We start from the raw sequence: 13938 nt of genomic DNA, 5'->3' as shown, positions 1-13938 counted from the left end.
GATACGGAGAGCGATAATCGCGTCTCGAATGACCGACAGCCTCGACTGGCGCGAGTACGACCTCTCCGACGACCCGACCGTCACGGGCGACGTGCGCGTCTCGGAGCAACTGTTCTCGGAGCGCCTCGACCGCGAAACCGAACTCCTCGCGTACCTGCCGCCGTCGTACGATACCGACGACCGCGAGTATCCCGTCCTGTACATGCACGACGGCCGAAACCTGTTCGACGACCGGACGAGCCACTCTGGCGAGTGGCGGGTCGACGAGACCATGGAGGAACTCGCCGACGAGGGGCTGGAGGCGATCGTCGTCGGGATTCCGAACGCGGACGACGGTCGGGGGTCGGAGTACAGCCCCGTCGAGCCGACGGGAGCCGGCGTCGAAGACGCACCCTACGATCCCGAGGAGCTGTCCGGCGGCGACGCCGACGAGTATCTGGCGTTCCTCGCCGAACGCGTCGTTCCGGCCGTCGAAGACAGCTTCCGGACGAAGACGAGCCGCGAACACCGCGGCCTCGCCGGGTCCTCGCTCGGCGGGCTCGTCAGCCTCTACGGCTACTTCGAGTACCCCGACCTGTACGGGTTCGCGGGCGTGATGAGCCCCGCGTTCTGGTGGACGGAAGGGCAGATCTTCGAGCACGTCGCCGAGCAGTCCCACGTTCCGGGACGGCTCTACATCGACGTCGGCGGCGACGAGATGCCCGACAGTCCCGAGCTCTCGGCGCGCTACCGCGAGGAAGCCCGCGAGATGGTCGACCTGCTCGAAGAGTTGGGGTACGGCGAGGACGAACTCGAGTTCGTCCTCGAAGACGGCGCCGTCCACCACGAGGACGCCTGGGCGCGGCGGTTTCCGGACGCGGCGCGGTTTTTACTCGACGGAGCGTAGCGCCGCGCACGTAGCTACTTGCTCGCCGAGCGCGTCACCCACAGGCGGGGGAGAACCGTGGTAGTCAGGATCGACGTTCAGAACGAGTACGGCGTGCGAATCACGGACGCGGCGGTGACCGTCGACGGGGAAGAGACGGTCACGTTCGCGGTCGAGGGGGTGCTTCGAGCGGGCGGCGACGCCCTGGAACCGTTCGTCGACGCCAGATTGACGCCGGTCGAGGTCGCATTCGCGGCCGGCGACGAGCGCGTGGCGATCGACGTCGCGAGCGACGCCGAGTTGCGACTGGAGGCCGTCGACGTCGGCGTCGAACTACCGAACGAGGCGACGTCCAGCGCGGTCGACGCGGCGCCCGACTCGGGCAGCGCCGCGGCGAATCCGACCGAGCTGGCGGGCGGCGTCGGGCGAATCTCGTTTACCGTCGAGGGCGTCCTCGAAGGCGTCCCCGCAGACGCCGCGGAGCGACTCGCCGACGCCGACGCGGAACCGAGTTCGGTGGCGTTCTCGCTCGACGACGCGACCGCGAGCGACGGCGGCGACGCCGAAGCGCCGGTCGCGACGATCGAGCTGCTGGCGGTCCGGATCGTCGTGCTGGTCGACGGGACGATCGTCGTCACCGAGCTGGACGCCGGGCTACTGTGACTGCCGCTTCGAACTTCCGATTCAGAGGAAAGGCGGGTTCATCTGTCCGTATCCGCTACTATGGGCCCCATCTTGCGACCGTGCATAGACAAGTGTACTCCCTAACATCTAATACTACACCACTCGTTCAGAAATTTTCTGCTCTGGCGAACGTACCGGAACCATTATCCGTGGTCCGGGACTTCGTTAGGGTGTAATGGCGAAAGGAAACGTTGATTTCTTCAACGACACAGGCGGCTACGGTTTCATCGAGACGGACGAGGAAGACGACGACGTGTTTTTCCACATGGAGGACGTCGGCGGCGAGGACCTCGAAGAGGGACAGGAAGTCGAATTCAGCATCGAGCAGGCCCCGAAGGGTCCGCGCGCGACGAACCTCACCCGGCTGTAATTCGGTACTAATCGGTCGCTTTACCGCGGCTTTTACAGACACCATTTCTTTCAGCGCTACGTCGACGAGCGATAGCGACGGGTCGCCCGCCGCGCGCGCCGATCCCGAACTGTCTCGGAGGGCGCCCGCCCTCGCGATAGCTCACCGAGCGTCGGCGTCGCGCTCGCCGTACCACCGCGTCAGCGGCGTCGCGGAGATGCCGTGGACGAGCAGCGATCCGGCGACGACGAGGCTGCCGGCGACCCAGACGACCTCGGCGCCCGTCTCGCGGGCCGCGAGCGTCGCGTAGTACAGCGCGGCGATGCCGATCGGGCCGAACCAGCCGACGAACAGTCTGGAGCGGCGGGTATCGAGCGGATGGATCCGCGGCCCCAGCGCGAGCACCATCGGGAGGCGCCGCACCAGCAGGACCGCGACGACCAGCGCCGGCCCCCGCCAGCCCAGCGCGGTCCACTCGCGCCACGGGATCTCCATGCCGAACAGGACGAACACCGGGTAGCTGAACAGGCGGTTGAACACCTCTGTGACCTGCTGTTCGCGGGCTTCGTCGGTCGGGTCGGCGCACCAGTTGTACGCCAGCGCCGCGACGAAGACGCCGAGGATCCCGCCGCCGTCGAGCACGGTGACGGCGCCGAGCACCGCGAACGTGAGCGCGACCGTCACCGTCAGGACGGAGGTCTCGTCGGCCAGTTGCTGTTCGCTCGTCCACCGTTCGACGACCCCGGCCGCGGTGCCGACGCCCGCGCCGACCGCGATCGGGATGGCGAGTTCACGGACGAACGTCGTCGGGACCCACTCCGCGAGCGCCGCCCCGAACGGGTGCAGGACCGCGAGGATGCCGAGGTGGACGAACGGCGCGGCGAGCCCGTCGTTCGCGCCGGACTCGCCGGAGACGAGCCGGCGGACGCCGTCCGGGATGTTAGCCTCCGCGAGCCGCCCCGTGACGATCGTGTTCGCGATCACGGGGTCGGTCGGCGTCACGACCGCGCCGATCAGCATCGCCGTCCAGAAGGAGACGCCGATCGCGACGTACGCCGACAGTCCGCTGAGGAGCCACATGGCGGTCATCCCGGGGACGAGCAACACCGCGAGCGATCGCGCCCGGCGCCGGACGTACGACTGGGGGAGTCGAAGCGCGATGCTGGTCACCGCGAGTGCGACCGTGAGACGGGCGATCTGCTCGACGACGATCAGGGGCTCCCAGCCCGCGGGAAGAACGAGCAGTCCCAGACCAACCGGGCCGATGACGACGCCGAAGAGGGTGGCCACCAGCGGGTCGGTGACGACGTAGATTCGTTCCTTGAGAAAGCCGCTAAACAGGCTCAGAACGAGCGTCAACGACCCGAATAGGAGAACAACGACGTTCAGGTCGGGCATCGACGACTGGAGCAACGACGCCGGCGCCAATAATACCACGACCGACATCGCGTCGGCTCCGACCGCCCGAACGAGTATACACGTCGTCCGAGAACACGCCGAGCGCACGACCGGAGGCGTGATCGGGACTGTCGACGGATCGTTCGACCGGGTCGGCTCGTTCGCCGACGCGATTGACGTTCAGTAAGGCGTCGTTACGCGCCGATCGCAGAGTAAGGGAAGCCAGACCGGGCGGAAACCTCGGCCGGCTGCGCCGATTCAGCGTCGGCGTCCACCGGCCCGATCCGCCGCCGATGCTCGTAGCCGGCCCGGAAGCGGTACTATCTCTCGACCGGCGGGCCACCTGTCCGCCGCCACCCCGCAAAAACCCTCTTTCCGTACCGTCGCGTTACTCGGCACGATGGCATCCTTGAGCAGGATTTTCGACTTGCTTAGCGAGGAACGACGGCGGTACGCCCTGTATTACCTCGAGCAGCGCGAGGAGCCGATCCCCGTCGACGAACTCGCAGAACAGATCGACGAGTGGGAAGACGACCCGACCGACCTCGACCTTTCCGACGAGTATCGCAACGTCGAACTCGAACTGGAGCACAAGCACCTGCCGAAGGCGTCCGACGCCGAGTTCGTCGAGTACGATCCCGACGAGGAGGTCGTCGAGGTCACGGGTAGCCCGGCTGAGTTCTCGGCGATCCTCTCGGTCTCCGAGACGATCGAACAGCCGAGCGGCGACTGAGCGGGCGCCGCGCGAGTCCGCGGCCCCGGATTCAGCGTGACCAGACCCAACTGCTATTGTTCCGGTCCACCAACGACCGGTATCGAATGCCTCCGGAGAACCTCGACGAACTGGATCGAAAGATCCTGCGCGCGCTGGCCGACGACGCGCGAAACGTCACGACCGAAGAGATCGCCGAGCGCGTCGGCTTGGCGTCTAGCACGGTCGCCGCGAGGATCAACGACCTCGAGGACGAGGGGGTCATCGAGGGGTACGCGCCGATGATCGACTACCGGCAGGCCGGATTCGATCCCCACATGATCCTCTTTGGCACCGCGATCGACGACGAGTTCTCCGTCGATGCGACGCTCGCCGTCGACGGCGTGACCTGCGTCCGCCGGCTCGCGACCGACGAGGAGAACGTGCTGATCGAACTGGTCGCCGCGACGCAGGAGGAGATCGAGCGGCGGCTCGACGCCCTCGACGAACGAGGCGTCGAGATCACGCGGACCGAGGTACTCCGCGACGAGGAAGCCCAGCCGCTCGGCGGCTTCGGCGACGAGACGCCGTAGCGGACGTTCGGTCGCCGACGGGAGCCGGGGGAACCGCGGATTCACAATTGTCCACGGAATATCGCTACTGTGGAAATGTATCCGACGTACGGGGCCGTACGCCGGAAATGTTTTATGCCCGACAAGTTTTTGACTACGGGCCGTCTGATGTAGGACGATGAGCAGTACAGGTCTCGACCGAGATCCTCCTCGAACCGTCTCCGAAAAAATAATCGAGTCGATATCAAATGCGGAGGGTGAGGCGCCAACCCAGCTCACGCCGCCGCTGTACGACGTCGTCGATCCGGAGGCGCTGGACGACGTGACCGAGTCGATCGGGCCAGAGGGGACGGTCGCGTTCGAGTACTGCGGCTACGACGTGCGGGTCAGCGGCGACGGCGACGTTTCGGTCGAGGACTGACGGAGCGATCGAGCTTCGCGACTACTTTTTCTGCCTCGGGAGCCTCGGCACGCTCGGCCACCGCTCGCGCAAAGATGGAGAAACCCGACCGCTCGCTACCGCGACTAGTTCCCGAACTCCTCGATCAGCGCCGGCACCACGTCGAACAGGTCGTCGACGATGCCGTAGTCCGCGATGTCGAAGATGGGCGCGCTGGGATCGGTGTTGATCGCGACGATCGTATCGGAGCCTTTCATGCCGGCGACGTGCTGGACGGCGCCGGAGATGCCGATCGCGATGTACACGTCCGGCGTGACGACCTTGCCCGACTGGCCGACCTGCCGGTTCTTGGGGAGCCAGCCGTTGTCGACGATCGGGCGGGACGCCGACAGCGTCGCGTCCAGCGCGTCCGCGAGATCGCGGATCAGGTCGATGTTCTCCTCCTCCTCGATGCCGCGCCCGACCGAGACCAGCACGTCGGCCTCGCTGATGTCGACGTCGCCGCCGCCGACCTCCTCGAAACCGGTCACGGAGGAGAACACGCGCGACTCGTCGATCTCGACTTCGAGGGACTCGATCGCGGCGCCGCCGGTGCCCTCGGCCGCGGGCCACTCGCCGCCGCGGATCGTCGCGACGACGCCGTCGCTCGCGTCGACCGCGCAGGTCGTCGCGACCTTCGAGCCGTACATCTCGCGCTCGGCGGTGAGCGCGTCGCCGTCGAGCGAGAGATCGACCGCGTCCGAGACGTACGGTAGATCCAGCGATTCGGCCAGCGCGGGCGCGTAGTCGAGTCCGTTGACGCTGTTGGGCGTCAGCACCACCGCGGGATCGACGGCGGCGGCGAGCTGCTCGACCGACTGGAGGTAGACGTCGTGGTTGAACTCCTCGCCCTCGGCGACGGTGACGACGCGGTCGACGCCCTCGCGGTCGAGCTTCTCGGCGAACTCGTCGACGGTACCGCCGATCACCGCGGCGTGCAGGTCGCCGCCGGTCTGGTCGGCGAGCTGTCGCCCGGCGGTGAGCAGTTCGAGGCTCACGTCCCGAAGGTCGCCGCGGCGGTGCTCCGCGACGGCGAGTACGTCGCTCATTCCGCGCCCACCCCCTTGTCGCGGAGAGTGGTCGCAAGCTTCGCGGCGCTCTCACCCGCGTCGCCCTCGAACAGCTCGGCGTCGCTGTCGGTCTCGGGGACGAACATGTCGACCACGTCGAGGCGGCTGTCGGCCGCCGCGGCGTCGAGCCCGATGTCAGCGAGCGTCTGCACGTCGAGTTCCTTCGACTGGGCCTGCCGGATGCCGCGCAGGCTCGCGTACCTGGGCTCGTTGATCCCCGTCTGGATCGTCAGCACCGCGGGCAGGTCGACGTCGGTCAGCTCCTCGACGCCGCCCTCCAGCTCGCGCCGGACCGACGCGACGTCCGCGCCCGGTTCGAGGTCGAGAGCGTTGACGACCGCGGCCCAGCCGTAGCCGACGCGCTCGGCGAGCGCGACGCCGGTGCCGCCGAACGCGTCGTCCTCAGCCTGAACGCCCGAGAGAACGAGGTCGGGGTCCTCGGCCTCGACGACGCCAGCGAGGATCTCGGCCTTCGAGCCGACGTCGAGCGTCTCGGCGTCGGCCAGCGCGTCGTCCCAGACTCGGATCGCGCGGTCGGCACCTTTCGCCAGCGCCATCCGGATCGTCTCCTCGCTGCGCTCGGGTCCGATCGTCGCGGTGACGACCTCGACGTCGTCGCCGGCTTCGGCGAGCTGGACGGCCGACTCGATCGCGTAGTCGTCCCACTCGTTGAGGTCGTACTCGCGATACTGTTCGCCGATCTCGGTCCCCTCGATCTCGAAGTCGTCGGCGACCGCCGCCACCTCCTTGACGGTGACCAGAATCTTCATCATTGTACGTGTCACGGACCACCCGCTAAATGGTTTTGAAACTCGGAATCCGTCGCCCGGGGTTGTCCCGACGCCGACAGCGACCCGTCGGCGTCGGGGCCTCGACGCCGTTACTCGACCTCGGTTACGTCCTCGTCGGGCAGGCTGATCAGGTTCTCGCGGCCGATCCGGAGCTTGTCGACGCGGTCGTCCTCGTCCATCGCGGAGAGCAGTTGGGACACCTTCGCGTTCGACCAGCCCGTCTCGGTCACGATCGTCGCCTGTTTCATTCGACCGCCGTTCTCCCGGAGGAGCCGCTCGACGCGCTCCTCGTCGCTGAGGAGTTCGGGGTCGACCTCGTCGGCGTCGTCGCCGTCCGCGTCGGACGCATCGGCGGCAGCGGCGCCCGCAGCGCCGGCGGCCGCACCGTCGTCGAGATCGCTCGACGCGTCGGTAGCGTCGGCCGTCGACGGGTCGTCCGGCGATTCCACGTCGGCGTCGCCCGCGGCAGTTGCTGTTCCGGCGTCGTCCGCGGCGACTGCTGGCCCGCCGTCGTCCGACGCCGCGTCGTCCGAGCCGGCCGGCGACGTCGACCGCCCGGCAGGGGACGTGCCGTTGCCGTCGTCAGCCGTCGGGTCGTCGCCTGCACCGGGAATCGCCGTGACAATCTGGGCGACGGCGTCATCGCGTCCCCTGAGGACGTATCCGCCCAGCGCCAGCCCGCCGACGATCGCCGCGAGTCCGACGCCGAGTAGCACGATCCCGTCGGATGAGGGATCAGTCGGGGGGCCCGTCGGACCGGTGGGGCCGTCGGTCGCGACGTACGTCACCCCGAGGTCGGAGTCAGCGAACGACACCGGTCCGGTCCAGGTCAGCGTTCCGCTATCGAGGCCGCCGTCGGGCAGCGCGCCGAAGCTCAGCGAATCGACCGCGTAGCCGGGCGGCGGGGAGATCACGAGTCGCTGTCCGTCTTCGACACCGGAGAGCCACGTCCCCGAGCCCGTCTGGAACACGTCACCCAGCACGACCAGATCGTCGTCGACGGTCGCGAAGTTAGTCCAGGTGAACGAAAACGAGAGGTAGCCGGTCCCGTTCACCAGCCGCGTCGACCGGCTCTCGTTGACGATCGCCATCTCGCGACCGGTCACGTCCGAGGCGTTGGCGGCGAACGGCTCGAACGTCGCCGTGGAGTAGCCGGTGTCAGTCTGTCCGGCCTCGTACTCGGCGGCCAGATCGCGAAACGCCTGCCGATCCTCTTGCGTATCGAGGTCGTGGACGCGGCTGGTGACGATCCAGCGCGCGTCGCCGTCGTCCGTGACGTTGATTCGAAACACCTGATTGACGGTCGACTCGTTGGAGCCGTCGCTCTGCAGCGTCGGCGCCGCGGTCTGGGCGGATGCGCCGTCGGGCGCACCCGCCGGAAGGAGGGCCGTTCCGGCGGCTGGGACGACGAGGAGGGCGAACAACAGCGGGACTGTCAGGAGGGCGGCGCGAACCCGCATACCCACCCATCCTAACTGGGGGAAGAAAATGCTTTTCATCGTGATAAAACGTCAGATCGGGTTATAAATTGTCTCGCGGATGCTCGGCTCGTCGCGGCTCGCTCGGCACCGCGTCGTTTCCGGCGTCCGAGCGGACGGCGAGGACGCACGACCGTCAGAGAGGCGGCGAACTTTTGTATAAGAATATCCTACGTCGCCGGTAATGACACGCATCCCCGCGACGATCGTCGTCGCCCTCCTCCTCCTCGTGTCGCCGGTGGTCGCGGCGGCGCCCGCCGGCGGCGCCGACGTATCCGCGCTCTCGACCGATCGGGACGCCGCGCCGTCGATCGACGCCGCCGCGCTCACCGAGCCGGCCGGCCCGATCTCGTGGATCACCCACGGCGGCCAGGCGGCGCGGGCCGACACCGACGAGACGTCGCGGAGTATCGGGAACACGCTGGAGATGGCCGACCGCGACCTGCGGTCGGAGCTGACAGCGACCGGATACGAGAACCGCTTCGAGGCCGCGGACACGACCGCCGAACGACAGGCCGTGCTCGACGAGGCGCTGGCCGACATGGAGCGCCGTCACGACCTGCTCGTCGAGCGCGAGCGGGTGGCGATAAACGACCACGCCGCGGGCGAGCTATCGACGACCGCGTTCCTCCGAGAACTCGCGATGCTATCGACGAACGCGACCGACGGCGAGCGACGTCTCGATCGTATCGACGAGCTCGCGAGTCGCGACGCCGACGTGGACATCAGCACGCGAAACCTCCGGTACGCGTTCTCCCGGTTCGACACGCCGATCAGAAACGATCTCGTCGCCGCGACGACGGGAGAGGGCTCGATCGACGAGCACATTCACGTCGAGACGTCGGAGAACACCGCCGTCCTCTCGAAGATCGAGGGAGACCAGTACTTGCGCGAGGGGATCCAGACCGACCAGTACGATCCCGACGGCACCGAGCAGTTCGAGAGCCGTCAGGAGGTCCTCGACACGGCGTCGGACCACTACCCGTGGCTCTACTCGCTGGCCCCCAACGAGCGGGAGCCGTCCTCGCGAACGTACGGCACGACGACCCGCGAGACGGTGAACAACCACCCCGCGGGATCGACTCGGATCTTCCTCGACAGCTCCACAAAGGGCGTGTTCCAGGAGTACCACACGCTCGACCTCTCGGCGCTCGATCGAACGGCGACGGTGCGGCCGCCGGACGGAAACATCACAGTCGGCGCGAACCGCGTCCCGAACGGGGGTCCCGTCTGGGTCAACGTCACTGACGACGACGGCCAGCCGATCAACGCGACGGTCACGATCGGCGACGGGTACACGGCCCGGACCGGTGGCGACGGCGTCGCGTGGCTCCTCGCACCCGAGGGCGACGTGACGGTGACGGTGTCGGCGCCGGGCGCCGAGAACGCGACGGTGACGGTGCGGGATCCGTCAGACTGACGGCGCCCCCTCGCGCGACAGGTTGATATCGGATGGCGCGGCGAGCGCCGCCCGTGACCGATCGCGGCCTCGCCCCGCTCGTCGGCGTTGCGCTGCTCGTCTTCCTGAGCGTCGCGCTCGCCGCCGTCGTCGCTGGCGGGCTGGCGACGGTCGGCGTCGACGCACCGTCCTCGACCGCGACGCTGGAGATCGCGGCGGATGCCGACGCGGACCGGATCGCCGTGACCCACGGCGGCGGGGACGCGCTCGATCCGACCGCCGTCTCGATGCACGTCGAGATCGACGGGACGGAACTCGCTCACCAGCCGCCGGTCCCCTTCTTTTCTGCGCGGGGGTTCGAACCGGGACCGAGCGGGCCGTTCAACTCCGGCTGGCACGGCGACTGGACGGCCGGCGAGACCGCCTCGCTGCGCGTCGCCGCGACGAACGAGCCCGGCGGTATCGACGAAGGAGCGACGGTTCGGGTCGTCGTCCGGATCGACGGCCGGGTGCTCGCCGATCAGCGGACGGTCGGACGGTGAACTGGCGCACGACGTAGATCGCAGTGCGGCGTCGAGACGCCGCGTTGATCTTACTCGGGCGCGCGGGCGACGGTGACGATCGCGATGTTGGGCTTGTGGGCGGGCCCCATCAGCCGGTGTTCGATCTCCTCGTAGCCCGCCTCGGAGAACATCCGGTCTGCCTCCTCGTCGTCGTAGAACAGCATGATCGCGTCGGCGACCTTCTGTGCGATCGAGCTCTTGGGGTTGTTCGGCCCGACGACGAGCACCTGCCCGCCGGGCTTGACGACGCGGCGGAACTCCCGCAGCGCGGCCACCGGGTGGGGCCAGTACTCGATCGAGCCCGACGACCAGATCACGTCGAAGCTGTCGGTCTGGTAGGGGAGCCGTTCGGCGTCGCCGCGGGCGAACTGCACCGGGTCGTGCTTGCCGAGCTTGGCCCACGCCTTCTCCATCTGGTGGACGCTCTGGTCGAGTCCGTGGACGTTCTCGGTGCGTTCGAGAAGGCCCTCGGTGGCGAACCCGGTGCCACAGCCGACGTCGAGCACCCGATCGTCCTCGTCGATGTCGAGCATCCCGATCGCCTCCTCGCGCATCTCCTCGTTCCAGATGAACGGGTTGACGCGATCGTACACCTGCGATAGGTACTTGTAGAACAGCCGTGCACGCCGCTTGTTCTCGAGAACGCCCATTACTCGGGGTTTTGGACTGCCGAGTCATAATCCTGACCTTTGGCGGCGAGCGAGCGGCGCCGAGGACAACGGGCAGCTGCACTCAGCTTCGTCGGGCTGGCGTACGTTACACTCCGCTTCGCTGTTAGGAGACACATCCATCGCCCGCGAACACGGCATCTCGCCGCCTAGCGGTGCGATCGCGGCGCCTCACCGACGATCGGCCGTCCCGTGATCGGGCCGCTGGGCGCGGAACCTTTCGCAACTACCTTATACGCCCCTTTGCAAAGTTCCGCCTGATAATAGACATGCCGAGGCCAGAGGTTCTCGACCGAATACAGGAGGCCGAAGACGAAGCCGACGAGATCGTCGCTGAGGCCGAGGCGGATCGGGACGACCGCATCGCCGAGGCGCGCGAACGCGCCGAGGAGATCCGCCAGCAGGCGGAGACCGAGGCCCAGCAGCTGAAGGAGAAGCGGCTCTCAGAGGCTCGCGAGGAACTGTCCGAGGAGCGCGAGGAGATCCTCGAAGAAGGACGCCAACAGCGCGACCAGCTCGCCGAGACCGCAAGCGAGCGAGAGGACGAGGTAGTCGAACACGTCCTCGAGGTGTTCACGGAGGCGGTGCATGGCCAGCTCTGAGCTGCTCAGACCTGAGCGGATGAGCAAGGTGTCGGTGACGGGCTCGCGCGCGGTGATGGAGCCGGTCATCGAGGCCGTCCACGACCTCAACCTGGTCCACCTGAGCGACTACGACGGCTCCTGGGCCGGGTTCGACAACGGCGACCCGGTCGAGGGCTCGGAGACGGCATCCGAGAAACTGGTCACCGTCCGCTCGCTCAAGAGCATCCTCGGCGTCGAGGAGGAAGACGCCGGCCCGAGCCGGATCGTCGACGACGAGGCGCTCGACGAGGAGCTCGCCGAGGTGCGCGAGGAAGTTAACGAACTCGACGAGCGTCGCACCGAAGTGCGGGACGAGCTCCGCGAGGTTGAGGATCGAATCAACTCGATGGCACCCTTCGCCGACCTCGGTATCGATCTTGACCTGCTCGGCGGCTACGAGCGACTCGAGGTCCGCGTCGGCGAGGGCGACGAGGAAGAGCTCCGGGCTGCGCTGGCGGCCGAGGACGACGTCGAGGAGTTCGAGTTGTTCACCGGCGACGGCGACGTGGTCGCCGCGTTCGTCTACCCCGAGGGCGAGGCCGACGGCGAGACGCTCGACGACGCGCTCGTCGGCGTCGACTTCGCGGGCCTGGAAGTGCCCGACGCCGAGGGCAGTCCCGAGGAGTACCTCGAGGAGCTGCGCCACCGCAAACAGCAGCTCGAATCGAAGCTCGATTCGATCGAGAGCGACCTCGAAGAGATCAAGCTCGACGCCGCCGGCTTCCTGCTGGCGGCCGAGGAGAAGCTCTCGATCGAGGTTCAACAGACCGAGGCGCCCCTGCAGTTCGCGACGACCGAGCGCGCGTTCGTCGCCGAAGGCTGGGTGCCGACCGATCAGTACGACGAGCTGGTCGCGGCGCTCGAAGACGCCGTCGGCGACCGCGTCGAGATCGAAGAGCTCGAACGCGCGGAGTACACCGAGGACGGCCACGCGGCCCACACCGAGGAAGTCGACCACGGCGAACCAGAGTCGACCGAGACGCCAGATGAACCCGGCGACGCTGACGAGGAGGAGCCGCCGAAGGCTGCTACCGACGGTGGAACCGCGACCGCATCGGCAGCCGGTTCCTCCGGCGCCGTCACCATGGCCGACGACCCGCCGGTGATCCAGGACAACGTGAAGGCGGCCCAGCCGTTCGAGTTCCTGCTCGAGATGATCAACCGGCCGAAGTACTCCGAGCTGGACCCCACGATCGTCCTGCTGCTGACGTTCCCGGCGTTCTACGGGTTCATGCTCGGCGACCTGGGGTACGGACTGCTGTACGTCGCGGTCGGTTACCTGCTGTACAGCCGCTTCGAGGACGACGTGTTCCGCAGCCTCGGCGCGATCGGCATGTGGGCCGGTGGCTTCACGATGCTGTTCGGCGTGCTGTACGGCGAGTTCTTCGGGATGCACTTCCTCGGAGAGATCGTGTTCCCGAGCGGTAGTCCGCCGCTGCACAAGGGGCTCCAGCCCGCCTTCAGCTACTACGGTACGGCGTGGCTGGTGGCGAGCCTGCTGCTCGGCTTGCTCCATCTCACGATCGGCTACGTGTTCGGGTTCATCAACGATCTCGACCACGGCGTCGTCAAGTCCTACCTCGAGCACGGCTCGTGGGCGACGATGATGATCGGACTGTGGACGTGGGTGTTCAGCCGCCACCTCGCGGGAGCAAAGCCCGACATTCTGTACACCTCGTTCGGCCCACAGGGCGAACACACGGCCCTGAACCTCGGGTTTAGCGGCCTCCCCGAAGCCGCCGGGCTGTTCGTCGGCCTCCCGCTGCTGGCCATCGGCTTCCTGACGATGGTCTACGGTGAGGTCAAACACTACGGCGTGATGGGCATCCTCATCGGCGGCCTCGAAAGCTTCAGCGTGTTCGGCGACGTGCTATCCTACCTCCGGATCGGCGCGGTGATCCTGGCGAAGGCGGGGATGGCGTTCGTCGTCAACCTGCTGTTCTTCGGGGTGTACGTCGTCGACGGCGAGTGGCACTTCGCGACGAGCCACGCACCGTCGTACTACGCCGAGCACGGGTATCACGGCGCCGAAGTCTCGGAAGTCATGTTCGGCGGCCTCCTTCACGGCGGCCTCCCCTTTGCGATCGCAGGCGTGTTCATCCTCGTGATCGGCCATCTGGTCGTCCTGCTGCTGGGCGTCACCAGCGCCGGCCTGCAGGGGATCCGTCTCGAGTACGTCGAGTTCTTCGACAAGTTCTACGAGGGCGGCGGTCGCGTGTTCTCCCCGTTCGGCTACGATCGGGAGTACACCGCTGAAGACTGACGCCTCGCCGCGGTCGATTTTTTCTGCTCGGCGTCGGCTCGACAGCGGCGCCGCCGCACGGCAGGTGAGAAGGCCTCTCGCTTCA

15 protein-coding genes are annotated in these 13938 nt (G+C 67.5%); 10 read left to right on the top strand and 5 right to left on the bottom strand.

The window, feature by feature from the left end:
- The first annotated feature begins 28 nt into the window (after positions 1–28).
- From NO931_RS05845 to NO931_RS05835, 3 genes are all read left to right on the top strand, one after another.
- Positions 29–886, top strand: a complete 858-nt coding sequence (locus NO931_RS05845; protein ID WP_256391697.1) for an alpha/beta hydrolase — start codon at positions 29–31, stop codon at positions 884–886.
- A gap of 57 nt (positions 887–943) precedes the next feature.
- Positions 944–1528 carry a hypothetical protein gene (locus tag NO931_RS05840; protein WP_256391696.1) on the top strand — a complete coding sequence of 195 codons (585 nt, stop codon included), beginning with the start codon at positions 944–946 and terminating at the stop codon, positions 1526–1528.
- Between the two features lie 196 nt (positions 1529–1724).
- Positions 1725–1919, top strand: coding sequence for a cold-shock protein (locus NO931_RS05835; RefSeq protein ID WP_256391695.1), 195 nt, complete (start codon positions 1725–1727; stop codon positions 1917–1919).
- A gap of 141 nt (positions 1920–2060) precedes the next feature.
- Here the strand turns inward: NO931_RS05835 and NO931_RS05830 are convergent, their stop codons facing one another.
- Positions 2061–3344: a cation:proton antiporter domain-containing protein gene (locus tag NO931_RS05830; RefSeq protein ID WP_256391694.1), complete on the bottom strand. Its 1284-nt coding sequence runs from the start codon at positions 3342–3344 to the stop codon at positions 2061–2063.
- A gap of 352 nt (positions 3345–3696) precedes the next feature.
- Between NO931_RS05830 and NO931_RS05825 the strand changes: the two genes are divergently transcribed.
- The 3 genes from NO931_RS05825 to NO931_RS05815 all read left to right on the top strand — a co-directional run bounded on the left by NO931_RS05825 (position 3697) and on the right by NO931_RS05815 (position 4980).
- Positions 3697–4029, top strand: coding sequence for a DUF7344 domain-containing protein (locus tag NO931_RS05825; protein ID WP_256391693.1), 333 nt, complete (start codon positions 3697–3699; stop codon positions 4027–4029).
- A gap of 86 nt (positions 4030–4115) precedes the next feature.
- Positions 4116–4580 (top strand): Lrp/AsnC family transcriptional regulator, encoded by a 465-nt coding sequence (locus tag NO931_RS05820; RefSeq protein WP_256391692.1) that lies wholly within the window; start codon positions 4116–4118, stop codon positions 4578–4580.
- A 157-nt stretch (positions 4581–4737) separates the two neighbouring features.
- Entirely contained in the window at positions 4738–4980 is a 243-nt protein-coding gene (locus NO931_RS05815) for a HalOD1 output domain-containing protein (RefSeq protein ID WP_256391691.1), read from the top strand.
- Positions 4981–5084: 104 nt separating this feature from the next.
- On the opposite strand, the gene NO931_RS05810 is transcribed toward NO931_RS05815, so the two are convergent.
- From NO931_RS05810 to NO931_RS05800, 3 genes are all read right to left on the bottom strand, one after another.
- Entirely contained in the window at positions 5085–6047 is a 963-nt protein-coding gene (locus NO931_RS05810) for an electron transfer flavoprotein subunit alpha/FixB family protein (protein WP_256391690.1), read from the bottom strand.
- Entirely contained in the window at positions 6044–6838 is a 795-nt protein-coding gene (locus NO931_RS05805) for an electron transfer flavoprotein subunit beta/FixA family protein (RefSeq protein ID WP_256392044.1), read from the bottom strand. Before NO931_RS05805 ends, NO931_RS05810 begins: the two co-directional genes overlap by 4 nt.
- Before the next feature lie 110 nt (positions 6839–6948).
- The gene (locus NO931_RS05800) at positions 6949–8319 is read right to left on the bottom strand and encodes a helix-turn-helix transcriptional regulator (RefSeq protein ID WP_256391689.1); all 1371 of its coding nucleotides are present in this window, start codon (positions 8317–8319) and stop codon (positions 6949–6951) included.
- A 202-nt stretch (positions 8320–8521) separates the two neighbouring features.
- On the opposite strand from NO931_RS05800, the gene NO931_RS05795 reads away from it, so the two are divergent.
- Together NO931_RS05795 and NO931_RS05790 are read left to right on the top strand one after the other, a co-directional pair.
- A complete protein-coding gene (locus NO931_RS05795; RefSeq protein WP_256391688.1) occupies positions 8522–9757 on the top strand; it encodes a DUF7096 domain-containing protein in 1236 nt (411 codons plus the stop codon).
- 53 nt (positions 9758–9810) lie between these two features.
- On the top strand, positions 9811–10278 hold the full coding sequence (locus NO931_RS05790; protein ID WP_256391687.1) for a type IV pilin N-terminal domain-containing protein: 468 nt from the start codon (positions 9811–9813) through the stop codon (positions 10276–10278).
- Between the two features lie 50 nt (positions 10279–10328).
- On the opposite strand, the gene NO931_RS05785 is transcribed toward NO931_RS05790, so the two are convergent.
- Positions 10329–10949: a methyltransferase domain-containing protein gene (locus NO931_RS05785; RefSeq protein ID WP_256391686.1), complete on the bottom strand. Its 621-nt coding sequence runs from the start codon at positions 10947–10949 to the stop codon at positions 10329–10331.
- Positions 10950–11236: 287 nt separating this feature from the next.
- Here NO931_RS05785 and ahaH point away from each other — a divergent pair, with 287 nt between their 5' ends.
- On the top strand, positions 11237–11569 hold the full coding sequence (gene ahaH, locus NO931_RS05780) for an ATP synthase archaeal subunit H (protein ID WP_256391685.1): 333 nt from the start codon (positions 11237–11239) through the stop codon (positions 11567–11569).
- Positions 11570–11624: 55 nt separating this feature from the next.
- Positions 11625–13853 carry a V-type ATP synthase subunit I gene (locus tag NO931_RS05775; RefSeq protein WP_375142042.1) on the top strand — a complete coding sequence of 743 codons (2229 nt, stop codon included), beginning with the start codon at positions 11625–11627 and terminating at the stop codon, positions 13851–13853.
- Positions 13854–13938 lie beyond the last annotated feature (85 nt).

It is taken from the genome of Natronoarchaeum rubrum, from assembly GCF_024494695.1.
Note: the sequence above shows the minus strand (reverse complement) of the source record. Positions and strands in the feature narration are given on the sequence as shown.

What these genes read in the sequence shown, in the direction of transcription:
- NO931_RS05845 (WP_256391697.1), top strand. Translation starts at nt 29, where the DNA reads ATGACCGACAGCCTCGACTGGCGCGAGTACGACCTCTCCGACGACCCG.
- NO931_RS05835 (WP_256391695.1), top strand. Translation starts at nt 1,725, where the DNA reads ATGGCGAAAGGAAACGTTGATTTCTTCAACGACACAGGCGGCTACGGT.
- NO931_RS05830 (WP_256391694.1), bottom strand. Translation starts at nt 3,344, where the DNA reads ATGTCGGTCGTGGTATTATTGGCGCCGGCGTCGTTGCTCCAGTCGTCG.
- NO931_RS05825 (WP_256391693.1), top strand. Translation starts at nt 3,697, where the DNA reads ATGGCATCCTTGAGCAGGATTTTCGACTTGCTTAGCGAGGAACGACGG.
- NO931_RS05820 (WP_256391692.1), top strand. Translation starts at nt 4,116, where the DNA reads ATGCCTCCGGAGAACCTCGACGAACTGGATCGAAAGATCCTGCGCGCG.
- NO931_RS05815 (WP_256391691.1), top strand. Translation starts at nt 4,738, where the DNA reads ATGAGCAGTACAGGTCTCGACCGAGATCCTCCTCGAACCGTCTCCGAA.
- NO931_RS05810 (WP_256391690.1), bottom strand. Translation starts at nt 6,047, where the DNA reads ATGAGCGACGTACTCGCCGTCGCGGAGCACCGCCGCGGCGACCTTCGG.
- NO931_RS05805 (WP_256392044.1), bottom strand. Translation starts at nt 6,838, where the DNA reads ATGAAGATTCTGGTCACCGTCAAGGAGGTGGCGGCGGTCGCCGACGAC.
- NO931_RS05800 (WP_256391689.1), bottom strand. Translation starts at nt 8,319, where the DNA reads ATGCGGGTTCGCGCCGCCCTCCTGACAGTCCCGCTGTTGTTCGCCCTC.
- NO931_RS05795 (WP_256391688.1), top strand. Translation starts at nt 8,522, where the DNA reads ATGACACGCATCCCCGCGACGATCGTCGTCGCCCTCCTCCTCCTCGTG.
- NO931_RS05785 (WP_256391686.1), bottom strand. Translation starts at nt 10,949, where the DNA reads ATGGGCGTTCTCGAGAACAAGCGGCGTGCACGGCTGTTCTACAAGTAC.
- ahaH (WP_256391685.1), top strand. Translation starts at nt 11,237, where the DNA reads ATGCCGAGGCCAGAGGTTCTCGACCGAATACAGGAGGCCGAAGACGAA.
- NO931_RS05775 (WP_375142042.1), top strand. Translation starts at nt 11,625, where the DNA reads ATGGAGCCGGTCATCGAGGCCGTCCACGACCTCAACCTGGTCCACCTG.